Genomic DNA, 23857 nt, shown 5'->3' with positions numbered 1-23857 from the left:
AATGAAGCCGGTAATTGCACTAGTAGGTCGACCCAATGTTGGGAAATCGACTTTATTCAATCGTCTGACCCGCTCGCGCGATGCGCTGGTGGCGGATTTGCCTGGGTTGACGCGCGATCGTCACTATGGCGAAGGCCGTGTCGGCGAACGTCCCTTCCTGGTCATCGATACGGGTGGTTTCGAACCCGTCGCCAAGGAAGGCATCATGCACCAGATGGCACTGCAGACCAAGCAGGCCGTGGCCGAGGCCGACGTGGTGGTGTTCATCGTGGACGGCCGTCAGGGCCTGACCCCGCATGACAAGACCATCGTTGACTTCCTGCGCAAGAGCGGCCGCCCGGTCTTGCTGGTGGTTAACAAAAGCGAAGGCATGCGCTACACGGCCGTCGTGTCCGAATTCTATGAATTGGGCATGGGCGATCCGTATGCGATCTCGTCGGCGCACGGCGACGGCGTCAACGACCTCGTCGAAGTGATGCTGGACCTGGCGTTCGCGCAGCGTCCGGATGAGCCTGAAGAGCTGGAAAAGACCGACCGCGGCATCAAGATCGCCCTCGTCGGCCGTCCGAACGTGGGCAAGTCGACCTTGATCAACACGCTGCTGGGCGAAGAGCGCGTGATCGCCTTCGACATGCCGGGCACGACGCGCGATTCGATCGAAATCCCGTTCGAGCGCGATGGCCAGCAATACACCTTGATCGACACGGCCGGTATCCGCCGCCGCGGCAAGGTGTTTGAAGCGATCGAGAAATTCTCGGTGGTGAAAACGCTGCAGTCGATTTCCGAAGCCAACGTGGTCGTGCTGATGCTCGACGCGCAGCAGGATATCTCGGAACAGGACGCGCATATCGCCGGCTTTATCCTGGAATCGGGCCGCGCGCTGGTGGTGGCCGTGAATAAATGGGATGGCTTGCAATCGCACGAGCGCGATGAAATCAAGATCGATATCGACCGCAAGCTCGATTTCCTGTCGTTCGCGCAGATGCATTTCATTTCGGCGCTGAAGGGCACCAATATCGGTCCGCTGATGAAGTCGCTCAACGCCGCGTATGCGGCCGCCATGTGCGACCTGTCGACACCGAAGCTGACGCGTGCCCTGATCGAGGCCGTGGAGAAGCAGGAGCCGCGCCGCAAGGGGTCGATTCGTCCGAAGTTGCGCTACGCTCACCAGGGCGGCATGAACCCGCCTGTGATCGTTATTCACGGCAATGCGCTCGACGCCGTTGGCGATCCTTACAAACGCTATCTGGAAAAACATTTCCGCGATACGTTTGCGTTGGTCGGCACGCCGCTGCGCATCGAACTGCGCACGGGTAAAAACCCGTTTGCACGCACGCCAAGCAAGTAATGATTTAAATGCTGAATTAAGTGCATATTAAGGCGCCGCAGAGATAATGCGGCGCCGACAGCCAATTCAATGGCTTTTGCACGAGAATAATAAAGTGTTAATGCGCCATGCGCGACAGCGATCGCGAAAACAGGTTACAGTAGCTATGACGCATCTTTCTTTCTTTGAAAGGTGTGAGAGCACTTGAAATCAAGCGAGTCGCCTCCAATTCTTACACAACAACATAAACAACGGAGCTGTTATGAGCAACAAAGGGCAACTGTTACAAGACCCATTCCTCAATGCATTACGCAAAGAGCATGTTCCTGTCTCGATTTACCTGGTCAATGGCATTAAATTGCAGGGCCATATCGAATCGTTCGATCAATATGTCGTATTGCTGCGCAATACGGTGACACAGATGGTGTACAAGCATGCCATCTCGACAGTGGTGCCGGCTCGTGCCGTCAATCTCAATATTGAATCTGAAGCGGAGTAAAGCGTTGAGCTTGACGGCCCAGCGCCTTTCACCCTCTATCGCCCCCGTCCGCGCCAGCGGCGCTGATGCGTTTGCATCGGCGTCGGCGTCCGCCGCAACTCATCAGATGCCATCATGCGCGCGGCACTAGTCGGGGTTGACTTCGGTCACAGCGACTTCGCCGCCAGCATGGAGGAACTCATGCTGTTGTCGCGTTCGGCTGGCGCGGACCCGATTTCCACCATCACGGCCAAGCGATCCAGTCCCGATTCCGCGTATTTCGTCGGCAGCGGCAAGGCCGATGAAATTGGCGACGTCGTCGTCAACGATGGCCTGGAAATCGTCATTTTCAATCACGCCCTCTCACCTGCCCAGCAGCGCAATCTGGAAAAGCGCCTGAATGTGCGCGTGCTCGACCGTACCAGCCTGATCCTCGACATCTTCGCGCAGCGCGCCAAGAGCCACGAGGGCAAGCTGCAAGTCGAGCTGGCCCAGCTGCAGCATCTGGCCACGCGCCTGATCCGCGGCTGGACCCACCTTGAGCGGCAGAAGGGCGGTATTGGCTTGCGCGGTCCCGGCGAGACGCAGCTCGAGACCGACCGCCGGCTGATCGGCGACCGCGTCAAGGCCTTGCGCGCCCGTCTGGAAAAGCTGCACAAGCAGCGCGAAACGCAGCGCCGCGCGCGCGGCCGCAATCACACATTCTCGGTGTCCCTGGTCGGCTATACCAATGCCGGCAAGTCGACCCTGTTCAATGCCGTGACCAAGGCTGGCGTGTATGTCGCCGACCAGTTGTTCGCCACCCTCGACACCACCTCGCGCCGGGTTTACCTGGGCCAGGAAGTGGGTAACGTGGTGATCTCCGACACGGTCGGCTTCGTGCGCGAACTGCCGCACCAGCTGGTGGCGGCATTCCGCGCCACGCTTGAAGAAACCATCCATGCCGATTTGCTGCTGCATGTCGTCGACGCCGCGTCGCCGGTGCGCATGGAACAGATCGAGCAGGTCAACCTGGTCTTGAAAGAGATCGGCGCCGATCATATTCCGCAAATCCTCGTGTGGAACAAGATCGATGCGGCCGGGCTGGAGCCTTCGGTGGAGCGCGACGAATATGCTACGATCAGTCGCGTGTTCGTCAGTGCGCAGAAGGGCAGCGGGCTCGACCTGCTGCGCGATGCGATAGTCGAGATGGCCAGGAAGGCGCCCGGTTCGGCCCACCTGTACCAGAACGATGAAGCACCGCAGGAAGATCAGTTTGACGGTCAGTACGACCAGCACGATGGCGCCGCCCCGGACCAGGACGAAGAGCCTGGCGAGGACGATAGGATTTCCACCCACTCCCAAGTCGGAACACGATAGTTATGCTTGTCTCCCTACTCAAAAAAACAGGCTTGAAGTTGTCCCTGAACGATCCCCGCTGGGGCAATCGCAAGGACGACGGCAAGAAAGCCCAAGAAGGCAAAAAGCCCGGCGAAGGTCCGCCGGACCTCGATCAGTTGTGGCGCGATTTCAATCAGCGCCTGAACGCCTTTTTCGGACAGAAGAACCGTCCCGACAACGGCGGCAATAACAACGGTGGCGGCGGTGGCCCGCGTCCCGACATGAAGGGCGCCGGCATCACCGCCGGCGTGGTCGGCGTGATCGCCGTCTTCATCTGGCTCGCCAGCGGCGCCTTCATCGTGCAAGAGGGCCAGAACGGCGTCGTGCTCACGTTCGGCAAGTACAGCCACACCACGCCGGCCGGTTTCAACTGGCGCTGGCCGTACCCGTTCCAGACCGACGAAACCGTCAACGTGTCGCAGGTGCGCACGGTGGAAGTGGGTTACCGCCAGTCGCTGCGCAACAAGCAGGCCAGCGAGTCGCTGATGCTGACGGACGATGAAAACATCATCGACATCCAGTTCGCGGTGCAATACACCCTGAAGGATCCCGTGGCGTGGCTGTTCAACACGCGCGACCAGGAAGACACCCTGCGCCAGGTCGCCGAAACGGCGATCCGCGAAGTCGTCGGCCGCAGCAAGATGGACTTCGTGCTGTACGAGGGCCGCGAAAAGGTGGCTTACGATACGCAGCAGCTGATGCAGCAGATTCTCGACCGCTACAAGGTCGGCGCCGTCATCACCAACGTGACGATGCAGGCCGTGCAGCCGCCGGAGCAGGTGCAAGCCGCCTTCGACGATGCCGTCAAGGCAGGCCAGGACCGCGAGCGCCAGAAGAATGAAGGCCAGGCCTACGCCAACGACGTCATTCCAAAAGCCCGCGGCGCCGCATTCCGCCTGATGGAGGAAGCGGCCGCGTACAGCGCGATGGTGACCGAGAACGCCGCTGGTAATGCTTCGCGCTTCAAGCAGGTGCTGGTCGAGTACCAGAAGGCGCCGGTTGTCACGCGCGACCGCATGTACCTCGAAACGATGCAGCAAGTGTTCAGCAGTGCCAGCAAGGTCATGGTTGACGCGAAGACGGGCAGCAATCTGCTGTACCTGCCGCTCGACAAGCTGATCGCCCAGACGGCTGCCACCGACGCTGCCGCTGCCGCCGCCCGTGCTGCCGCGACACCCGCAGCCAACACCGTTTTACCACAGGAAGCCATGCCGACAGTAGAAGTCAATACGCGCCGCGACAGCCGCTCTTCGCGTGAACGGGAGAGCCGCTAATGAACCGTATCGTAGCCGCCCTGATCGCGGGCTTTATCGCGATCATGCTCTTGTCCTCGACCGTGTTCGTGGTCGACCAGCGTAAGTATGCGGTCGTCTTCGCCCTCGGTGAAGTCAAGGAAGTCATCAGCACGCCGGGCCTGTATTTCAAGCTGCCGCCGCCGTTCCAGAACGTGCTGTACCTGGACAAGCGCATCCTGACCCTGGATACGCCGGAACCAGAACGCTTCATCACGGCCGAAAAGAAGAACATCCTCGTCGACGCGTACGTGAAGTGGCGCATCGCCGACCCGCGCCTGTATTTCCGCAGCTTTGGCGGCGATGAAAAGCCGGCCCGCAACCGCATGTCGCAAATCGTCAAGGCAGCGCTGAACGATGAAATCACCAAGCGCACCGTGCGCGAAGTGATCTCGGGCCAGCGCGGCAAGGTGATGGAAGCGATCCTGGCGAAGGTCTCGGCGGAAGCCAAGGCCATCGGCGTGGAAATCGTCGACGTGCGCCTGAAGCGCGTCGACTACGTCGAGCAGATCAACAACTCCGTGTACGAGCGCATGAAGTCCGAGCGCGTGCGCGTGGCCAATGAGCTGCGTTCGACCGGTTCGGCCGACTCCGAGAAAATCCGCGCCGACGCCGACAAGCAGCGCACGGTGATCCTGGCCGAAGCGTATCGCGAAGCCGAGAAGATCCGCGGCGAGGGCGATGCCAAGGCATCGCAGATCTATGCGGAAGCGTTTGGCAGGAATCCGGAGTTCTACAAGTTCTACCGTAGCCTGGAAGCCTACCGCGCCACGTTCAAGGACAAGGGCGACGTGATGGTGGTCGATCCGAGTTCGGAATTCTTCAAGTACTTCAAGGGCGGCGGCGCAGCCGGCTCGGCCAAGAAGTAAGGCAGCATCCAGACTGCGCCCGGCCGCAAGGACGGGTGCGGCAGCAGCGGGGCCGGCATCAATGCCGGCCCCGTTTTTTTGTGTCCGCCATGTTGTTGCGGGAAGGCGTAAAATGCGGTGTTTTTAGGGCTGTGCGGCAGCGTTTCGGACAACTTATCCCTAAAGGCCCGTGTTTTCGCGTAAAATATCAGGTTCGGCCTCTTGCCTGGCGCGCCTGCCGCTGCCTCGCATGATGCATTTTTTCAACTTTCTTCCGTATCTCGCTCCCTCATGCCGAATTGGCTTTTGCCCGAAAATATTGCCGATGTTCTGCCGTCGGAAGCGCGCAAGATCGAAGAGCTGCGCCGCCTCATGCTGGATAATTTCCGTCTGTACGGATATGAACTGGTGATGCCGCCGCTGCTCGAGTATCTGGAATCGCTGATGACTGGCGCTGGCAAGGATACCGACCTGCGCACGTTCAAACTGGTCGACCAGCTGTCGGGCCGCATGCTCGGCCTGCGCGCCGACATGACGACGCAAGTGGCGCGCATCGACGCGCACCTGCTCAACCGTGCCACCGTCACCCGCCTGTGCTACGCCGGCAGCGTGCTGCATACCCGTCCGTCGGGCCTGCACGCCACCCGCGAGCCGCTGCAGATCGGCGCCGAAATCTATGGCCACGCCGGCCTGGAAGCGGATGCCGAGATCCAGGAACTGGCGCTCGCTTCGCTGGCACTGGCCGGATTCGACGCGGTACGCCTGGATTTGTCGCACGTCGGCCTGTTGCGCGCTATCATTGCGCAAGACGCCAATGCCGAGCGCGACGAAGCTGCGCTGTACACCCTGCTGCGCGCGAAAGATGCGCCGGGCCTGCGCGCCCTCACGGCCGGCTATGACGCCGTGACGCGCGATGCGCTGCTGGCCTTGCCGAACCTGTATGGCGACATCGACGTGCTGGCGCGTGCGCGCGAAGTGCTGCCGCCGCTGCCGGGCGTGCTCAAGGCGCTGGCCGAACTGGCCGCGCTGGCAGGATCCGCGCTGGGCCGCGCCGAAGTGGCGATCGACCTGGCCGACCTGCGCGGCTACCAATATGAAAGTGGCGCGATGTTTGCGCTGTATGTACCTGGCTTGCCGAACGCGGTTGCGCGCGGCGGCCGTTATGACCACGTCGGCGAAGCGTTCGGCCGGGCTCGTCCCGCGACCGGCTTCTCGCTCGATTTGCGCGAACTGGCGCGCCTGTTGCCGACCGCGGAACGGAAGCATTCGATCCGCGCGCCGTGGGGCAGCGCGCCAGAATTGAAGGAAAAAATCGCCGAGTTGCGCAAGGCGGGCGAGGTCGTGATCCAGAGTATGCCGGGTCACAGTAATGAACAAGACGAGTTCGAGTGCGATCGCGTGCTGGTACTTGCCGATAATGGTAGTAGCTGGATTCTTAAAAACTTAGGTTGAGTGATGTCAAAGAAAATTATGGCAAAGAACGTTGTTGTCATCGGCACCCAATGGGGCGATGAAGGTAAAGGCAAGATCGTCGATTGGTTGACCGATCACGCCCAGGGTGTGGTGCGCTTCCAGGGCGGCCACAATGCAGGCCACACGCTGGTCATCGGTGGCGTGAAAACCGCGCTGCAGCTGATCCCGTCGGGCATCATGCGTCCAGGCGTCGCCTGCTACATCGGTAACGGCGTGGTCGTTTCCGTGCCGGACGTGCTGCGCGAAATCGACAAGCTGGAAGCCGTCGGCGTCGAAGTCGCCTCGCGCCTGAAAGTGTCGGACGCCGCACCGGTGATCCTGCCTTACCACTCGGCACTCGACCTGGCCCGTGAAGCTGCGCGCGGCGCGGCCAAGATCGGCACCACCGGCAAGGGCATCGGCCCGGCCTACGAAGACAAGGTGGCGCGTCGCGCCATCCGCGTCGCCGACCTGCTGAACGAGAGCCGTTTCGCTGAAAAACTGGCGGAAAACCTCGATTACCACAACTTCGTGCTGGAGCACTACCTGAAAGCTCCGCGCATCGATTACCAGAAGACCCTCGACGACGCGCTGGCCTATGTGCCGCGCCTGCGCCCGATGGTCACCGACGTGTCGAGCGCGCTGTACAAGGCGCACAAGGCCGGCGCGAACCTGCTGTTCGAAGGCGCACAGGGTTCCCTGCTCGACGTCGACCACGGCACCTATCCGTTCGTCACCTCGTCGAACTGCGTGGCTGGCAATGCCGCCGCCGGTTCGGGCGTCGGTCCTGGCATGCTGCACTATATCCTGGGCATCACCAAGGCGTACACGACGCGCGTCGGCTCCGGCCCGTTCCCGTCGGAACTGCCAACGGATGCGGGCGTCGGCCACCACCTGGCGCAAGTCGGCCATGAATTCGGCACCGTGACGGGCCGTGCCCGCCGCTGCGGCTGGTTCGACGCCGCCTTGCTGCGCCGCTCCGTGCAGATCAACGGCGTGACGGGCATGTGCCTGACCAAGCTGGACGTACTGGATGGTATCGAAACGCTGAAACTGTGCACCGGCTACACCATCGACGGCGTGGCCACGGACATCTTCCCATCGGGCGCCGAAGAAGCCGCCCGTTGCGTACCTGTGTACGAAGAGATGCCAGGCTGGACGGAAAGCACGGTCGGCGCGAAATCGCTGGCGGCCCTGCCGGCAACGGCGCGCGCTTACATCAAGCGCATCGAAGAACTGGTCGGCGTGCCGGTGGACATGGTTTCGACCGGTCCGGATCGTGAAGAAACGATCGTGCTGCGCCACCCATTCGAGTAAGCTGCTGGACACAATCCGCCGCAAGGCGGATTTTTTTAATCACGCTAATAATAAGATTTCACTATCATGACTACCCCACAATCGAACGATCAACATCTCTGGGTCAACTGGGAAGAATACCACCGCCTGATCGAGCGCCTGGCGCTCAAGGTCTACGAATCGGGCTGGAAATTCGACCAGGTATTGTGCCTGGCGCGCGGCGGCGTGCGTCCCGGCGACGTGTTCTCGCGCATTTTTGATTTGCCGTTGGCCATCCTGTCGACCAGCTCCTACCGCGAAGACGCGGGCACGGTGCGCGGCGACCTCGATATCGCCAAGTACATGACGATGACCAAGGGCCCGCTGGCTGGCCGCATCCTGCTGGTCGACGACCTGGCCGATTCCGGCGTCACCCTGGACAAGGTCACGCGTCACCTGAAGGAAAACTTCCCTGACGTGACCGAAGTCAAATCGGCCGTGATCTGGCTGAAAGGCTGCTCCGTCGTGCGTCCCGACTACTTCCTGGACGAACTGCCGCACAATCCGTGGATCCACCAGCCGTTCGAAGACTACGACGGCCTGCGTCCGCACCAGCTGGCGGCGTGGATCAAGAAGGGCGAAGCAGGCAAGTAATTTTGCGTGCACTCTTGCTAAAAAAAGACGATCGTGTATCGTCTTTTTTTTCGTCCAAGGAAATGCCATGACCATACTGACGACGGCGCGTCTGCGCCTGGAACCGATCACCGAGCAGCACTACGAGCGCATGCGCACCCTCAACACGGATCCCGAGGTGATGACGTATCTGAATGCGGGCCAGCCCGAGACGGAAGAGAATACGCGCGCGGCCGTCACGCGCATCACGGGCCGCTGGGCCGAGTGGGGCTATTCGTGGTGGGCGCTGATACGCCTCGATGATGGCGAGATGGTGGGCATGGCTTGCCTGCAGCATCTCGATGGCGACAAGACTAAACCGCATGAAATCGGCTGGCGCCTGGCGCGTACAGGCTGGGGCCAGGGCTATGCCAGCGAGGCGGCTGCCGCCATCGTCGCGCACGCGTTCGATGTCGTCGGCGCGCCCGCAGTGGTGGCCGTGGCCCATCCGGACAATGCCGCCTCGATCAAGGTCATGACGCGCCTGGGCATGCAATACGTGGGCATGGGGCGCCATTACGACCTCGATTGCGTCGTGTACCGCCTGGCACGCCCGTGACGGCGACGCGCAGGCCCTTGAAACTGGGCTGCAGCTACGGCGTGCGGTTTTCACCCGATGGCACGCGCCTGGCCGTGCTGGGGCGCGACCTGGTGCTGTGGGACGTGGCGGCACGACAGAAACTGTGGCGCGGCAAATTCATCGCGCACATGTCGGGCATGGCCTTCTCGCCCGATGGCAGCCGGCTCGCCATCAAGAGCACGACGGGCCAGCTGGCCGTGGTGGATGTGCAATCGGGCCAGCTGACCTTCAACTTCCAGAACAAGAAGGATGGCGAAGGCTGCGGTCCCGCGTGGTCGCCTTGCGGGCAGTATCTTGCCGACGGCGGCTGGGATGGCCGCCTGCGGGTGCGCGACGCGCAGACGGGCGAGGCGCTTTTCACGCAGGCGCACCCGGGCGAGATGCTGCGCGGCATGTGGGCTATCGATGGCGGACGGCGTTTGCTGCTCCTGCATGGCGTCAAATCGGTGGAAGAGGGGCAAGTGCAGCCGCCCGACTATTGCAGCGTGTGGGACTGGCCGCTGCAGGCGGGCGCCGGCCGCGTGGTGCTGTCGCTGCCGAAGCTGGCGTCGTGCGCGCCGTCGCCCGATGGCACGCTCCTGGCAGTGCTGCATTACGCTGACGGCCAAGAGTCACTGTCCGTGCATGCGCTGGCTGATGGCCGCCGGCTGGCCACGGTGGCCGTGGAGGCGGGCGGCGGCACGGGCGGCGCCTTGCGCTGGCTGCCCGAGGGCAGCGCGCTGGGGCGCATCGGCAAGGGCAAGCTGCTGTTCTACGCCTGGCCGGGACTCGGCGTGCTTGCCGAACACGCCGTTGCCTATCCCTGCGCGCTGGACTTCTTGCCTGGCTCGCCACTGGCCGCCATCGGTTCCTGGGAAGCTGGCATGCTGATGGAACTGAATTTACAAAAGGAAGACTCATGATCACCTGCTACCTGCGCTACGTCATCGATCCGTACAAACTGAAGGAATTCGAAGCCTACGGCAAGCTGTGGATACCGCTGGTCGAGCGTTTCGGCGGCCAGCACCACGGCTACTTTTTACCCTCCGAAGGCGCCAGCAACGTGGCGCTGGCCATGTTCTCGTTTCCCAGCCTGGCGTTGTACGAGCAGTACCGCATTGACTCGATGCAGGACGCCGAATGCCAGGCCGCCTTCCGCTATGCGGAAGAGACGCGCTGCATCGTCAGCTACGAGCGCAGTTTTTTCCGCCCCGTGTTTGGCTGAACAGGTTTACTGAACAAGGTCAGTCGCGCTGCGGCGCGCCCAGGGGGAAGAGGTGGCGGTATGGGCGCGCCTCTTCCACCGCCCGGGCGAACGAGGGGCGGGCCAGCAGGCGCGCGCGGTAGGCGCGCAGCAGGGGCAGCGTTGCGGGAATCGGCTGGGTCCAGTCCGCGTAGAACAGCGCGGGGGCGGCGGCGCAGTCGGCCAGGCTGAAGTGGTCGCCGGCGGCCCACGTCCTGCCGGCCAGGCGCTCTTCCAGCCAGGCGTAGGCGAGGTCCAGCTTTTCGCCGGCAAACGCGCGGCCTTCCCTTGTCTTCACCGGGTCGCCGGTCAGGGCGGCGCCGACGGCATGCTGCACTTGTGTCATGACGTGCAGGTCGAAATAGCGGTCGAGAAAACGCACGTCCAGCGCCTGCATCGGATCGTCCGGCAGCAGGCGCAGCGGGCCGGGATGGGCCAGTTGCAGGTATTCGATGATGATGCTGGTCTCGGCGACGTTGCGCTCGCCGTCCACCAGCAGCGGAAACTTGCGCAGCGGCCAGCGTTCCAGCCATTGCTGCAGGTGCTGCGGCATGTCCGGCGCCAGGCAGCGGAAGGAGAACGGGATGGCGTTCTCGTACAGCGCGATGAGCACCTTCTGCGTGTACGAGGAAAAGGGATGGCCGTAGAGTATCAGCTACACGGTGGGAACTCCTGTCATTGTGAAAGGTTGGCAACACGCGCGTGTGCCAACGATAGTGCAATGACAGGATCAATGCAAGCGGTCCGCGCCGTTCCCGCTTGCCCCCGTGGCGCGCCCGCCTAGCCGAGGTTCGCCAGGTAGCGCAATCCCGTGATGCTGGGGAAGAAGCAATACACGCCGCCACGCGTGATGACACTGCGCGAGAAATGCTGCAGTTCGGTATTGCCGCTTCCCTTGGCGCCCACGCCGGGCAAGGTGAAGGAACTGACGGCGGGGTCGTTGATGCCCAGGAATACGTCCTGGCCGCTGATGTTGAACGTGGCATCGCCCGCCTTGGGACCGGCCGGGCCGACGGCCGATTTGACGAAGGCATCGTCATTGTTCCATTGCTTCATCAGGAATTCGAACTGATTGCGCAAGCTGGCATTGATGAAATAGCCGACCAGGCCGCGCCGCTCTGCGATGGGCGCTGCCGGATCATATTCGCTGCCGTAGGGCATGGCGCGCCGCACGATGCGGTGGTGGCGGGCGGAGGCGCCCACGACGGCTTCGTCGCGCGGATTATTGCGCCGGATGTGCGCGCCGATCGGGCATTTCAGGCCCAGCGTGTCATCGAGGTCCGGCTGTCCATCGACATAGTGAAAGCGGTTCAGGCTGGCGTCTGGCAGCACGGGCCCGGCCTCGTCCGGCCTGAGCACGAGCGGATTGCCGTTGCGCCAGCGCCCGCACATCTTGGCGGCCACCATTTCGGTCGTGAGTCCGGAACTGGCCGCGCCCTGGCTCAGGATGCTGTCGAACAGGGGCACGTCCTGCTCCAGGATGCGGAAGGCGGCATAACTGCCATTGGTGGATAGCTGCGGCGGCTGCACCTGGTAGGTGCCGCCGTTTTCATTCGGATAGCCGAGCAGGAATTCCCCCGTCTTCACGCTGTTGAGCGGGTCAGGGTCGTGTTCGCGCTTGCGCTGCGGGGCGCCATCGACGTCGGGCTGGGCGATGCTGTCGCGGTAGCCGAAATGCACGCGGTTGTCTGGCAGGGCCACGCCGTCATGCGCATACAGTTCGCGCCAGCCCGCGGCAAAGGCGCGGCGTAGTGTGGCCGAGGTCGCCTGTAGCACTTCCGTCGATTCGCTGACCCACAGGCTCAGCAGCGCATGCACCTGGCCATGCTGGGTAGCCGGCCCCAGGTTGCCGAGCCAGTGCTCGGGGGCGCTGTCGCCCACGTCGCCCACGGCAGTGACGCTGGCCGGATCGGCCGCGCCCCGTTGAAATGCCTGGTCAAAGGTGGTCAGGTCGGTCGCGGCAACGCCCAGCGCCGACAGGCCGGGAGCGGTAAAGCTGAGATTCAGGAAGCAGGGCGGCTTGGGGTGGATGTGCCGCGCGGTGGTAATGGACGGCAAGCCGTCGCTGCCGTCGAGCAGAGCCGCGATGGTGCGCCGTGCCTGCGCCGCATCCGTGATGCTGAAGATGAAATGGCGCGCCAGGTTGACGCGGTAGCCGCGCAGGATCGTGCCTTGCACGTCGTCGTAATCGATGGTGGAATCGGCCATGCTGTCTCCGGGGGCTGGGGTGGTGGCTGGCAGGGTGGTGGGGCCGCTTGCGCAGCCCCGGCGTGGCTTTCGGCTCAGGTTCGGAATGCGGCGATGATTTTCTGGACGGTCTGTGGATAGGCGCTATACAGGCCGTTATTGGGCACGTGCTGCGCGGCGTCGTTGGCCGTGATGAAGGCTTCAAATGCGGCCACATGGTTGGCAACAGGAATCAGCGCCTTGCCGCCCACGACAAATTGCAGCAGCGCGTCGAACACCTCGCCCAGTTTGCCCACGAAATCTTCGATGTAGTCGTTGAAGTTGCCGTCATACTCGGTGATCACGCCGATGATCAGGCTATCGGAAGTGCCCGCCGATTGAATGTTGGGCAGCAGATTGGGCTGGGAGCGGTCCAGCAGGGTGAAGCGGGCAAAGTGCACGGTACCGATCTCGGTGAGGGCGGCATTGATCTTTGCCTGGAATTCCACCAATGTTGCGGCGATGGCGGTCGGATTGGTGCCGGGTAGCGCCGGCATCATTAAGCACAGTGGATTTGCCATGGGAGGCTCCTCATTACGTGGTTGTCGGGAGGACCGACACTACGCCGCGGCGCCCACTGCGTCAAAAGCTATATTTTCGCATTTGTTGCTAAATGCGCACTATTGCAACATGATAGTCGATATGAAATCCGGTCTCATGTGGATAGTTGCCGAGGCTGGCCAGCGCAGGCGGACACTCTGCCGCCGTGCTGTTCCAGCCTGTTTCGGGAAGCGCAAGGGGCGCCGCCGGCAAGCCGGGTTCCGTCGCCATTATTTTTGCAGGATGGGACGCTGACGCTCCCGATTGCCACGCCTCAATCCTCGGCCTGGAATTCGCTGGCCGAGACGAACAGATCCCACGAGGCGATGAACAGGGCCGCCACCACGGGGCCGATGACGAAGCCGTTCAGGCCAAACAGGGCCATGCCGCCCACGGTCGACAGCAGCACCACGTAGTCGGGCATCTTGGTGTCCTTGCCGACCAGGATGGGGCGCAGCACGTTGTCGACCAGGCCGATGACGAAGACGCCGAAGGCGGCCAGGCCTGCGCCTTGCCAGATGGCGCCCGTGGCCAGGAAGTAGACGGCCACGGGCGCCCAGACGAGGGCGGCGCCGACGGCCGGCAGCAGCGACAGGAAGGCCATCAGCACGGCCCACAGCAGGGGCGCGGGCACGTCCAGGAACCAGAACGCCAGGCCGCCGAGGGCGCCCTGGGCGATCGCCACGAGGATGTTGCCTTTCACCGTGGCGCGGATCACCGTGGTGAAATTGGTGAACAGGCGCTGCTTGTATTTGCGGCTCAGCGGCACGGCGCCCTTGATACGGGCTGACAGGGCGGAGCCATCGCGCATGAGGAAAAACAGCAGGTACAGCATGATGCACAGGCTGGTGAGGAATTCAAACGTGTACAGGCCCACATTGATGGCTTTCACGGCCACCACCTGGCTCACCTGCGTGGCGCCCTCGGCCAGCTTGTCCTGCAGGCTGGCCAGGCTGGTCAGGTGGAAGCGCTCGAGCAAGTTGATCAGCCATTGCGGCAGCACCGCCATGATTTTATTGAAGAACATGGCGACCGTGATTTCGCCCGAACGCACCATTTCCACGACGCTGGCCGCCTGGTTCACCAGCGACACGGAAATGAGCGACAGCGGCAGGATCACGATGACGACGATGAGCAGCAAGGTCAGCAGCGACGCCAGGCCGGCACGGCCCCTGGTTTTCCGCAGCAGCCAGCGGTACACGGGCGCGAACAGGATCGCCAGGATGACGCCCCAGAAGATGGCGCCCGCATACGGCGCCAGTATCCAGCCGAAGCCGATGGTGACGATGCTCAGGAGGAGCAAGAACACTTTCTGGTGCAGCGTGAGTGTATGCATGGGCGGTAGCGGAATGATAATGGTTGAGTTGTGCCATCATAAGCGAGGCCAAGGGCCGTGTGCTACACAATTGTGGTGCTGCGTGCGCGAGCGCACCTGGCGGCGGGCTGGCAACACGGTAGCGGCAAATCCAGTAAGCTGTCGCTCCAGGCGTTCCATCCCGGGCGCCTTTGACTTGGACTTCAGGAACGCGCGTGGCCGACAACATTCACTTTTATGAACCTGCACAGGGCCACGGCCTGCCGCATGATCCCTTCAACGCCATCGTGGGGCCGCGGCCCATCGGTTGGATCGCTTCGCGCAGCGGCGAGGGCGTGCTCAACCTGGCGCCGTACAGCTTTTTCAACGCCTTCAATTACCACCCGCCGCTGATCGGTTTTTCCAGCATCGGCCGCAAGGATACCTTGCGCAATATCGAGCAGACGGGCGAATTCGTGTGGAACCTGGCAACCCGTCCGCTGGCCGAGGCGATGAATGCCAGCTGCGCGCCGGCGCCGCCCGAGGTCGATGAATTCGCGCTGGCCGGCCTGACGCCGGCCGCCTCGCGCATCGTGAATGTGCCGCGCGTGGCCGAAAGCCCCGTCTCCTTCGAATGCCGGCGCACGCAGATCATCGAGCTGCAGGGCGTCAATGGCGCTGGTGTCGGCAGCTGGCTGGTGCTGGGGGAGGTGGTGGGCGTACATATCGCGCGCCACCTGCTGACCGATGGCGTGTACGACACCGCGGCAGCGGCGCCGATATTGCGCGGCGGCGGTCCGGCCGATTATTTCGAGATCGGACCGGACAGCCTGTTCCACATGCGCCGGCCCAGCTATCCCTGAGCCAGGATTTATTTCTGCATGATGGGATCGCGTCCCAGGGTGCGGGCCAGCGCGCCGCCGTCGCCGCGCCAGAATTCGCGGTCGGCCAGGCGCACGCGCTCGGCCGCATGCTGCATGTGTTCCATGGCCGCCTGGCGCGCCCGCTGCGGGTCGCCGTCGGCAATCGCCTGCACGATCTTTTCATGTTCGCGCCGCACTTCGATGGAAAAGTCCGTGCGCCGCGCTTCATTCGCGCGCGTCACCTTGACGGCCGAGCGGATCGGGTCGGCGAACATGGCAACAAACTTCGGCCAGTAAGGGTTGCCCGTCGCCTCGGCGATGCACAGGTGCAGGCGCACGTCTTCTTCCACGCCATCGACGCCGGCCGCCACGGCTTCCTCGATGCGCCGCAGCGCGTGTTCGATGTCGGCCAGCTGGCCCGGCGTGCGCCGCACGGCTGCCAGCGCGGCGATTTCCGCTTCCAGTCCCTGGCGCACTTCGATCAGGTTCAGCAGCGATTGCACCGATTGCTCCGTCAGCGCATCGCCCCGCTCCCCGGCCTTCGCGCCATCCTGCGCGCACACGAACGTGCCGCTGCCCTTGCGCGTGACGAGGATGCCGTCCGCCTGCAGCAGGGCGATGGCTTCGCGCAGCACCGTGCGGCTGACGCCAAAGTGGCTGGCCATGGCTTGCTCCGACGGCAAACGCGTGCCGCCGGCCAGGCCATCGTGGTGGAGCTGCTGGCGCAGCCGTGCCGCCACGCGCGCACCCAGGGTGCCGGTGGTGAAGCTGCCCGCAGCGGGCTCCGGCGGGGGAAGGGTGAAGCTGAACGTGCGGTCCATCGGGTGCATCCTTGCGCTAACGGTTTTCAAATGGGGATTGCCTGCTTGCCATTATATGGAATATACAGCTTGACACACATAAAACACACACATAATATACATCCATACAAATTTTAGACAAGTTGCCAGCCACCACCGGTGGACCATAAAAACCCGGCACGGTCGATCCCCCAGTGATCAGGAGACAAGCATGGAAGTGTCACAGACAATGCCGGGCCAGCCGGCCGGCGCGGCCGCAAGCCAGAAAACCATCGATGACGCCGTCTACCGCAAGGTGACCTGGCGCATCATTCCCTTCCTCATGCTGTGCTACATCGTCGCTTACCTCGACCGTGTGAACGTGGGCTTCGCCAAGCTGCAAATGCTGGCCGACCTGCAGTTTTCCGAAACCGTGTATGGCCTGGGTGCGGGCGTGTTCTTCCTTGGCTACTTCCTGTTCGAGGTGCCCAGCAATGTGATGCTGCACAAGATCGGCGCGCGCGTGTGGATCGCCCGCATCATGATCACGTGGGCCATCATCTCGGGCGCCTTCATGTTCGTTACCACGCCAACCCAGTTCTACGTCATGCGCTTCCTGCTCGGCATCGCCGAAGCGGGCTTTTTCCCCGGCATCATCCTGTATCTGACCTACTGGTATCCGTCCGAGCGCCGCGCGCGCATGGTGTGCACCTTCATGGCCGCCATTCCCGTGGCGGGCCTGATCGGCGGCCCCCTGTCGGGCTGGATCATGGAAACCTTCGCCGGCTGGCACGGTTATGCGGGCTGGCAGTGGATGTTCGTGCTCGAAGCGATTCCCGCCGCGCTGATGGGCGTGGCCGTGCTGCTGTACCTCGATAACAGCATCCGCGCCGCGAAGTGGCTGACGGAAGATGAAAAAGTCATCCTCGAACAGCGCATCGCCACGGAAGCGCAGGGCAAGGTCTCGCACCCGTCGATCCGCGCCATGTTTGCCGACCCGCGCATCTGGGTCATGGCCCTGATCTATTTCTGCTGCGTGATGGGCCAGTATTCGCTGACCTTCTGGCTGCCCAGCCTGATCAAGGCGGCCGGCGTGACGGGCGTGCTCAATATCGGCCTGTTCACGGCGATCCCGTACTCGGTAGCCGTGGCGTCCATGATCCTGCTGGGCCGCAGTTCGGACAAATACCGCGAACGCCGCTGGCACATGGCCATTCCGCTCGTGGTGGGCGCCGCCGCCATCGTCTGCAGCGCGCTGGCCGGCGCCCACAACACGGGCTGGGCCATCTTCTTCCTGACGATCGCCGCCGGCGGCATCCTCGCCGCCTCGCCCATGTTCTGGAGCTTGCCGACGGCCTTCCTCGGTGGCGTCTCGGCCGCCGCCGGCATCGCCGCCATCAATTCGGTGGGCAACCTGGCCGGCTTCGCGGCGCCGTACATGATCGGTTCCATCAAGGACCTGACACAGTCGACCGACATCGCCATCTACCTGCTGGCCGGCATCCTGGTGATTGGCGCCATCATCATCATGCGCGTGCCGGCCAAGCTGGTGAACAAATAAAACTGGAGTAGAAGATGAACGTAGCAATCAAAAAAGTGGGCGTGATCGGCCTGGGCGCCATGGGCATGGGCATCGCGCAATCGTTGCTGCGCGCGGGCTTCGACGTGCATGCCTGCGACGTGCGTCCGGAAACCGTGCAGACGCTGGCCGGCCAGGGCGCCCATGCGGCGCCGTCTCCCGCCGCGCTGGCGGCGCAGGTGCAAGCCTTGCTGATCGTTGTCGTCAATGCGCAGCAGACGGAGGCCGTGCTGTTTGGCGAACACGGCGCGGCGGCCAGCCTGGCGCCGGGCAGCGTGGTGATCGCCTGCGCCACCGTGGCGCCCGAGTTTGCCGAGGCGCTGGGCGCGCGCCTGGCGGCCATGGGGCTGCGCTTCATCGACGCGCCCATTTCCGGCGGCGCGGCCAAGGCGGCTGCCGGCGAGATGTCGGTGATGGCGGCCGGCGCGCCCGATGCGTTCGACGCTTGCGGCGGGATTTTCGACGCCATCTGTGCAAAGCTGTACCGCCTGGGCGAACAGCCGGGGCAGGGTTCGAAAGTCAAGATGATCAACCAGTTGCTGGCCGGCGTGCACATCGCCGCCGCCGCCGAAGCGATGGCGCTGGGCTTGCGCGCCGGCTGCGATCCGGACGCCCTGTACGAAGTCATTTCGAACAGCGCCGGCAGTTCCTGGATGTTCCAGAACCGGGTGCCGCATATTTTGAAAGGCGATTACGCGCCGCTGTCGGCCGTGAATATCTTCGTCAAGGATTTGGGCATCGTGCTCGATTACGCGAAAAAAAGCGTGTTCCCGCTGCCCCTGTCGGCCACGGCGCACCAGATGTTCATGCAGGCGTCGGCGGCAGGCTTTGGCGGCGAGGACGACTCGGCCGTCATCAAGACTTTCCCGGGCATCGATCTGCCGGCGAAAGCGTAACTGAATAAAAAGGAACAATCATGACCGTACTACTGGGATGTATCGCCGACGATTTCACGGGTGGCACCGACCTGGCCGGCATGCTGGTCAAGGCCGGCATGCGCACGGTGCAGCTGATCGGCGTGCCGCAAGGTCCGCCGCCAGCCGATGTCGACGCCGTCGTCATCGCCCTCAAGTCGCGCACGAATGCGCCCGAGGAGGCGGTGGCTGAATCGCTGGCCGCGCTGGCCTGGCTGCAGCAAGCCGGATGCAGGCAGTTCTATTTCAAGTACTGCTCCACGTTCGACTCCACGCCGCGCGGCAATATCGGCCCCGTGGCCGAGGCGCTGATGCGGGCGCTCGACACGGATTTTACGATTGCCTGCCCGGCGTTCCCCGCCAACGGCCGCACCATCTACAAAGGCAACCTGTTCGTCGGCGACGTGCCGCTGGCCGAATCTGGCATGCGCGACCATCCCTTGACGCCGATGACGGATTCTAACCTGGTACGCGTGCTGCAGCAGCAGGTGCAAGCCAAGGTAGGCCTGGCCGATTTCTCCGTGGTGGAGAAGGGCGCCGCCGCCATCGCCCAGCGCTTTACGGACTTGCGTGGCCAGGGCTGCCATTTCGCCGTCGTCGATGCCGTCTCGAACCGCGACCTGGAAGCCATCGGCGCCGCCTGCGCCGACCTGAAACTGATCACGGGCGGCTCCGGCATCGCCCTGGGACTGCCACAGAATTTCCGCCAGCGGGGCCAGCTGGCGCCATCGCCTGCGGGCCAGGCGGGACGTTTGCCCCCACCGACGGGCTTGCGTGCCGTGATCTCGGGCAGCTGCTCCGTGGCCACGCAGCAGCAGGTGGCGCACTTGCGCGAACTGGCGCCATCGTTCCACGTCGACCCTTTGCAGCTGGCTGCCGGTGGCGAGGTGGTCGACGCCGTCGTGGAGCAAGCCCTGGCCTGGGCCGGCGCGCACCTGGCGCAAGGCCCGGTGCTGATCTACGCCACGGCCACGCCGGACGCCGTGCGCGCCGTGCAGGCGCAACTGGGCGTGGAGCGGGCCGGCGCCCTCGTCGAGGAAACCCTGGCCGCCATCGCGCAGGGGCTGGTGCGCCTCGGCGTGGGCCAGCTGATCGTCGCTGGCGGCGAAACGTCGGGCGCGGTAGTAAAAGCGCTGGGCGTGGCGGGTTTGCGCATCGGGCCCGAGATCGATCCTGGCGTGCCGTGGACACAAGCCTTGCCGGCGCTGGGCGAAGATGGCGCGGCGCCGTTGGCGCTGGCCCTCAAGTCCGGCAATTTCGGCACGGTGGATTTCTTCAGCAAGGCCTGGCAGGTGCTGGCATGAGCACCACGGAATCGCGCCAGCGCGAGCTGATCGTCGACTTCGGCAAGTCGCTGTTCGAGCGGGGCTTGACGGCCGGCAGCAGCGGCAACTTGAGCGTGCGCCTGTCCGACGGCTGGCTGCTCACGCCAACGAATGCCAGCCTGGGGCGGCTCGATCCGGCGCAATTGTCAAAGCTGGACTGGGACGGCAACTTGATCAGCGGCGCGCCGCCGTCAAAAGAGGCATTCCTGCACCGCGCCATGTATGCGGAGCGGGGCGGTGCCGGCGCCATCGTGCATTTGCACTCGACGCATTCGGCGGCCGTGTCGTGCATGTGCGGCTTGAACCATGACGACTGCATTCCACCCCTGACGCCATATTTTGTGATGAAGGTGGGGCGCTTGCCCCTGGTGCCGTATCACCGGCCGGGCGACCCGGCGCTGGCGGGCGCGATTGGCGCCATGGCGCGCAAGCATTCGGCCGTGCTGCTGGCCAATCACGGTCCCGTCGTCTCTGGCACGAGCCTGGAAGCGGCCGTGTATGCGGCCGAGGAACTGGAAGAGACGGCCAAGCTGTTCCTGCTGCTGCGCGACGTGCCCACGCGCCCGCTCGACGCGGCGCAGATCGCCGACCTGAAGCACACGTTCAAACTCGAACTATAAGATTCCCAAGGAGATACCGCATGCCCCGCTTTGCCGCCAACCTGACCATGATGTTCAATGAAGTTCCCTTCCCGCAGCGCTTTGCCGCCGCCGCGCAAGCGGGTTTCCAGGGCGTCGAATTTCTGTTCCCTTACGATTACGCGCCGCAGGAAGTCGCGGTATGGCTGCGCGAGCACGGCTTGCAGAACGTGCTGTTCAACCTGCCGCCGGGCGACTGGGCGGCCGGTGAGCGGGGCATCGCTTCGCTGCCGGGCCGCGAAGCGGAATTCCGCGCTGGCGTGGCGCGCGCCATCGAATACGCGCTGGCGCTGGGCACCCCGCGCGTGCACATGATGGCGGGCTTGCTGCCCGTGGGCGCCGACCTTGCCCTGCACCGCGCCACCTACCTGGCCAATCTGCAGTACGCGGCCAGGGCCGTGGGCGAGCATGGCATCGAACTCTTGATCGAACCGATCAACGGACGCGACATGCCCGGCTACTTCCTCGTCACGCAGGCGCAGGGCCATGCGCTGCGCCTGGAGTCGGGCGCGGCCAACGTCAAGGTGCAGATGGATTTTTATCACACGCAGATCGTCGAGGGCGATATCGCCATGACTTTCAGGAACAACTTCGACGGCATCGGCCATGTGCAGATCGCCAGTGTCCCGGCCCGCAATGAACCGGACGATGGCGAAGTCAATTACCCGTATTTATTCACGCTGCTGGATGACCTGGGCTACGAGGGCTGGATCGGCTGCGAATACCGTCCGCGCGGGCGCACCGAAGATGGTCTGGGCTGGCTCGCCGCTTACAACAACAAACAAGGAGCATGAAGATGAAAGTACTCATTACCGGCGGCGCCGGTTTCCTGGGACAGCGCCTGGCGCGCCAGTTGCTGGCGCAAGGCCAGCTGACGGACAGCCAGGGCCAGTTGCAAACGATCAGCGAGCTGGTATTGGTCGACGTGGTGGCTGCGCATGACTTCAACGATGCGCGCGTAACAGTCGTCACGGGCGACATCGCCGACGGTGCCCTGATGCGCGCCACCATCGATGCGCAGACAAGCTCGATCTTCCATCTGGCCGCCATCGTCAGCGGCCAGGCGGAAGCCGATTTCGAGCTGGGCATGCGCATCAACCTCGATGCATCGCGTTTGCTGCTCGATATCTGCCGCGAACTGGGACACAAGCCGAAAGTGGTGTTTACCAGTTCCGTGGCCGTGTATGGCGGCAAGCTGCCGGACGTGGTGCAGGATACGACGGCGTTGAACCCGCAATCGTCCTACGGCGCGCAAAAGGCCATCGGCGAGCTGCTGCTCAACGATTACAGCCGCCGCGGCTTTGTCGATGGCCGCGTGCTGCGCCTGCCGACCATCAGCGTGCGCCCGGGCAAACCGAACAAGGCGGCGTCGTCGTTCGCCAGCGGCATCATCCGCGAACCCTTGAATGGCGAGGCGGCCGTCTGCCCCGTGTCCACCGACCTGCGTCTGTGGCTGCTGTCGCCGCGCGGGGCCATCGCTTCCCTGATCGCCGGCCATGAATTGGCGGGCGAGGCGTTTGGCGCCAGCCGCACGGTGAACTTGCCGGGCTTGAGCGTGAGCGTGGGCGAAATGATCGCCTCACTCGAAGCCGTGGCCGGCAGCGAAGTGGCGGCCCGCATCAGCTACGCGCCCGATCCCGCCGTCGAGCGCATCGTCAAGAGCTGGCCCGGCGCCTGGGATACGGCACGGGCCGAAGCGCTGGGTTTGACGGCCGATGCGGATTTCGCCGCCATCATCCGTGCGTATGTCGACGACATGAAAGCGGCCGGCTAGGCGACTGTCGCCAGCTGCGAGCGGCGATAGTCGAGCGGCGTACTGCCCACCAGTTCAGCAAAACTGCGGCTGAAATGGGCCTGGTCAAAAAAGCCCAGTTCATGCGCCAGGCTGGCCAGGTCGGGCGCATCGGGCTGAGCCAGGCGCCAGATCGCTTCCTGCAGTCGGTAGCGCTGGATCACCCATTTCGGCGGCACGCCCACGTAGTTGGCGAACAGGCGCTGCAGCCGGCGTTCGCCGATGGCCATCTTTTCGCACAACTGCGCCACGCTCGCCGGGCCGTTGCGGGCCGCCGCCGCGGCAGTCAGCCTGGCGGCCAGCAGGGCGGCGTCATCGACTTGCGGCAGCCTTGCCTGCAGCAGCGCCTGTGCCTGCGCCACCATGGCCGTATCGCCGGCTTGCCGCAGTACCAGCGCCTCGGCTCGCGCAGCCGGCATGTCCAGCAGGGCATCGGCGGCGATGGTCGTATCGGTGAACGACGATAAGGGCTGAGTGATGAACGGGCGCAGGCCGCCCGGCGCAAAACGCACGCCCAGCACCTTGCCTGCACCAATCAAGGGCCTGTCAAAGGCGCCGCGCACCACGCCATGGATGGCGGTGCGCCCAAGCTCGAACACCAGGTGGGCGTTCGGGTAGGGCAGCACGCGCTGCGTCTGCGGCGCGCAGCCCCGCCTGTCCCATTCCACGACCCAGAAGTACTCGACGAACGGCGCCAGCGCGCCAGCCGGCGGATAGGTCGCCAGCCGTATGCGGCGCGCCGCTGCCTGCGGGTCGACGATGCCTTTCGGCGCCTGGCCGCGCGCGGCGAGCACATTGCGCGTGCTGTCGGTTTTATCCAATATTTGTCTCCTGCGCTGCCTTAAGCTGGTTCTCTCGCATCGATTGAAGGGGACTCATGAAATCACACAGCTTGCCGGGCCTGGTGCTGGCCGCATGTTGTCTATCGGTGGCGCCAGCCGGCGCCGCCTCGTTTGCAGAAGGGGATCATCGCATGCATGTGCACGCCACAGGAAGTTTCAGCATCACCATGACGCCATCCGCAGCGCCGCAGCGCTCCGGGCGCACGACCTTGGGCAAGGTACTGCTCGACAAAGTCTATGCCGGCGACCTGGTCGCCACTGCCACGGGAGAGATGCTCAATGCCGTCACCGACACCACGGGCGCGGCCGCTTATGTCGCCATGGAAGCCATCACGGGCGTCCTGCAGGGTAGGGAAGGCAGCTTCGTGGCGCAGCATGCGGGCACGATGGCCGATGGCAAGCAGCAGCTGTCCATCGTCATCGTGCCGCATTCCGGCACGGGGCAGCTGACGGGCATCAGCGGCACGCTGGCCATCCGCATCGTCAACGGCCAGCATTTCTACGACATCGACTATTCGCTGCCGCAGCCGTAGGCCAGC

At 63.8% G+C, this 23857-nt stretch carries 25 protein-coding genes; 19 read left to right on the top strand and 6 right to left on the bottom strand.

Annotation, left to right across the window (positions count from 1 at the left end):
- Position 1: 1 nt before the first annotated feature.
- The 11 genes from der (at position 2) to BLT98_RS07580 (ending at position 10508) form a co-directional block, all read left to right on the top strand.
- Entirely contained in the window at positions 2-1348 is a 1347-nt protein-coding gene (gene der / locus BLT98_RS07630; RefSeq protein ID WP_034752028.1) for a ribosome biogenesis GTPase Der, read from the top strand.
- Positions 1349-1589: 241 nt separating this feature from the next.
- A complete protein-coding gene (gene hfq, locus BLT98_RS07625; protein ID WP_008450615.1) occupies positions 1590-1826 on the top strand; it encodes an RNA chaperone Hfq in 237 nt (78 codons plus the stop codon).
- Between the two features lie 114 nt (positions 1827-1940).
- Positions 1941-3164, top strand: a complete 1224-nt coding sequence (hflX, locus tag BLT98_RS07620) for a GTPase HflX (protein ID WP_034752026.1) — start codon at positions 1941-1943, stop codon at positions 3162-3164.
- A gap of 2 nt (positions 3165-3166) precedes the next feature.
- Complete coding sequence (gene hflK, locus BLT98_RS07615) at positions 3167-4459, top strand: FtsH protease activity modulator HflK (RefSeq protein WP_070254060.1); 1293 nt, start codon at positions 3167-3169, stop codon at positions 4457-4459.
- Positions 4459-5346 carry a protease modulator HflC gene (gene hflC / locus BLT98_RS07610; protein WP_034789029.1) on the top strand — a complete coding sequence of 296 codons (888 nt, stop codon included), beginning with the start codon at positions 4459-4461 and terminating at the stop codon, positions 5344-5346. The genes hflK and hflC overlap by 1 nt, the downstream gene beginning before the upstream one ends.
- Before the next feature lie 270 nt (positions 5347-5616).
- Positions 5617-6777 carry an ATP phosphoribosyltransferase regulatory subunit gene (locus BLT98_RS07605; protein ID WP_070254058.1) on the top strand — a complete coding sequence of 387 codons (1161 nt, stop codon included), beginning with the start codon at positions 5617-5619 and terminating at the stop codon, positions 6775-6777.
- Between the two features lie 3 nt (positions 6778-6780).
- Positions 6781-8094, top strand: a complete 1314-nt coding sequence (locus BLT98_RS07600) for an adenylosuccinate synthase (protein ID WP_034789024.1) — start codon at positions 6781-6783, stop codon at positions 8092-8094.
- Between the two features lie 66 nt (positions 8095-8160).
- Positions 8161-8706, top strand: coding sequence for a phosphoribosyltransferase (locus tag BLT98_RS07595; RefSeq protein ID WP_034752020.1), 546 nt, complete (start codon positions 8161-8163; stop codon positions 8704-8706).
- Positions 8707-8773: 67 nt separating this feature from the next.
- Positions 8774-9283: a GNAT family N-acetyltransferase gene (locus BLT98_RS07590; protein WP_034789022.1), complete on the top strand. Its 510-nt coding sequence runs from the start codon at positions 8774-8776 to the stop codon at positions 9281-9283.
- Positions 9280-10206, top strand: coding sequence for a WD40 repeat domain-containing protein (locus tag BLT98_RS07585; RefSeq protein WP_092606273.1), 927 nt, complete (start codon positions 9280-9282; stop codon positions 10204-10206). The genes BLT98_RS07590 and BLT98_RS07585 overlap by 4 nt, the downstream gene beginning before the upstream one ends.
- The gene (locus BLT98_RS07580; protein ID WP_092606271.1) at positions 10203-10508 is read left to right on the top strand and encodes an NIPSNAP family protein; all 306 of its coding nucleotides are present in this window, start codon (positions 10203-10205) and stop codon (positions 10506-10508) included. Before BLT98_RS07585 ends, BLT98_RS07580 begins: the two co-directional genes overlap by 4 nt.
- A gap of 19 nt (positions 10509-10527) precedes the next feature.
- On the opposite strand, the gene BLT98_RS07575 is transcribed toward BLT98_RS07580, so the two are convergent.
- The 4 genes from BLT98_RS07575 to BLT98_RS07560 all read right to left on the bottom strand — a co-directional run bounded on the left by BLT98_RS07575 (position 10528) and on the right by BLT98_RS07560 (position 14628).
- Complete coding sequence (locus tag BLT98_RS07575) at positions 10528-11181, bottom strand: glutathione S-transferase family protein (RefSeq protein WP_244517442.1); 654 nt, start codon at positions 11179-11181, stop codon at positions 10528-10530.
- Positions 11182-11306: 125 nt separating this feature from the next.
- Positions 11307-12734 (bottom strand): Dyp-type peroxidase, encoded by a 1428-nt coding sequence (locus tag BLT98_RS07570; RefSeq protein ID WP_092606269.1) that lies wholly within the window; start codon positions 12732-12734, stop codon positions 11307-11309.
- Between the two features lie 74 nt (positions 12735-12808).
- A complete protein-coding gene (locus tag BLT98_RS07565; RefSeq protein ID WP_139179151.1) occupies positions 12809-13273 on the bottom strand; it encodes a hypothetical protein in 465 nt (154 codons plus the stop codon).
- A 293-nt stretch (positions 13274-13566) separates the two neighbouring features.
- A complete protein-coding gene (locus BLT98_RS07560; protein WP_092606267.1) occupies positions 13567-14628 on the bottom strand; it encodes an AI-2E family transporter in 1062 nt (353 codons plus the stop codon).
- 194 nt (positions 14629-14822) lie between these two features.
- Here BLT98_RS07560 and BLT98_RS07555 point away from each other — a divergent pair, with 194 nt between their 5' ends.
- Positions 14823-15449 carry a flavin reductase family protein gene (locus BLT98_RS07555; protein ID WP_070282101.1) on the top strand — a complete coding sequence of 209 codons (627 nt, stop codon included), beginning with the start codon at positions 14823-14825 and terminating at the stop codon, positions 15447-15449.
- An 8-nt stretch (positions 15450-15457) separates the two neighbouring features.
- Here the strand turns inward: BLT98_RS07555 and BLT98_RS07550 are convergent, their stop codons facing one another.
- Entirely contained in the window at positions 15458-16270 is an 813-nt protein-coding gene (locus BLT98_RS07550) for a FadR/GntR family transcriptional regulator (protein ID WP_092606265.1), read from the bottom strand.
- A gap of 208 nt (positions 16271-16478) precedes the next feature.
- Between BLT98_RS07550 and BLT98_RS07545 the strand changes: the two genes are divergently transcribed.
- From BLT98_RS07545 to denD, 6 genes are read left to right on the top strand one after another with little or no spacing between them, the layout of a single operon-like run.
- The gene (locus tag BLT98_RS07545) at positions 16479-17789 is read left to right on the top strand and encodes an MFS transporter (RefSeq protein WP_034789170.1); all 1311 of its coding nucleotides are present in this window, start codon (positions 16479-16481) and stop codon (positions 17787-17789) included.
- Between the two features lie 14 nt (positions 17790-17803).
- Positions 17804-18703: an L-threonate dehydrogenase gene (gene ltnD / locus BLT98_RS07540; protein WP_092606263.1), complete on the top strand. Its 900-nt coding sequence runs from the start codon at positions 17804-17806 to the stop codon at positions 18701-18703.
- A gap of 20 nt (positions 18704-18723) precedes the next feature.
- Positions 18724-20025 carry a 3-oxo-tetronate kinase gene (otnK, locus tag BLT98_RS07535; RefSeq protein ID WP_083299943.1) on the top strand — a complete coding sequence of 434 codons (1302 nt, stop codon included), beginning with the start codon at positions 18724-18726 and terminating at the stop codon, positions 20023-20025.
- Entirely contained in the window at positions 20022-20666 is a 645-nt protein-coding gene (otnC, locus tag BLT98_RS07530) for a 3-oxo-tetronate 4-phosphate decarboxylase (protein ID WP_034788996.1), read from the top strand. Before otnK ends, otnC begins: the two co-directional genes overlap by 4 nt.
- A 20-nt stretch (positions 20667-20686) precedes the next feature.
- Positions 20687-21478, top strand: coding sequence for a 2-oxo-tetronate isomerase (gene otnI / locus BLT98_RS07525; RefSeq protein ID WP_092606261.1), 792 nt, complete (start codon positions 20687-20689; stop codon positions 21476-21478).
- Positions 21479-21480: 2 nt separating this feature from the next.
- The gene (denD, locus tag BLT98_RS07520; RefSeq protein ID WP_092606259.1) at positions 21481-22458 is read left to right on the top strand and encodes a D-erythronate dehydrogenase; all 978 of its coding nucleotides are present in this window, start codon (positions 21481-21483) and stop codon (positions 22456-22458) included.
- Here the strand turns inward: denD and BLT98_RS07515 are convergent.
- Positions 22455-23297: a helix-turn-helix domain-containing protein gene (locus BLT98_RS07515; protein ID WP_244517417.1), complete on the bottom strand. Its 843-nt coding sequence runs from the start codon at positions 23295-23297 to the stop codon at positions 22455-22457. The two genes, denD and BLT98_RS07515, sit on opposite strands and share 4 nt — an antisense overlap.
- Positions 23298-23353: 56 nt before the next feature.
- Between BLT98_RS07515 and BLT98_RS07510 the strand changes: the two genes are divergently transcribed.
- Positions 23354-23851, top strand: a complete 498-nt coding sequence (locus BLT98_RS07510; protein ID WP_244517416.1) for a DUF3224 domain-containing protein — start codon at positions 23354-23356, stop codon at positions 23849-23851.
- Positions 23852-23857 lie beyond the last annotated feature (6 nt).

It is taken from the genome of Janthinobacterium sp. YR213, assembly GCF_900099875.1.
GTDB lineage: Bacteria > Pseudomonadota > Gammaproteobacteria > Burkholderiales > Burkholderiaceae_D > Janthinobacterium > Janthinobacterium lividum.
The sequence above is the reverse complement of the archived record's forward strand: the minus strand, read 5'-3'. Positions and strand labels throughout refer to the sequence as shown.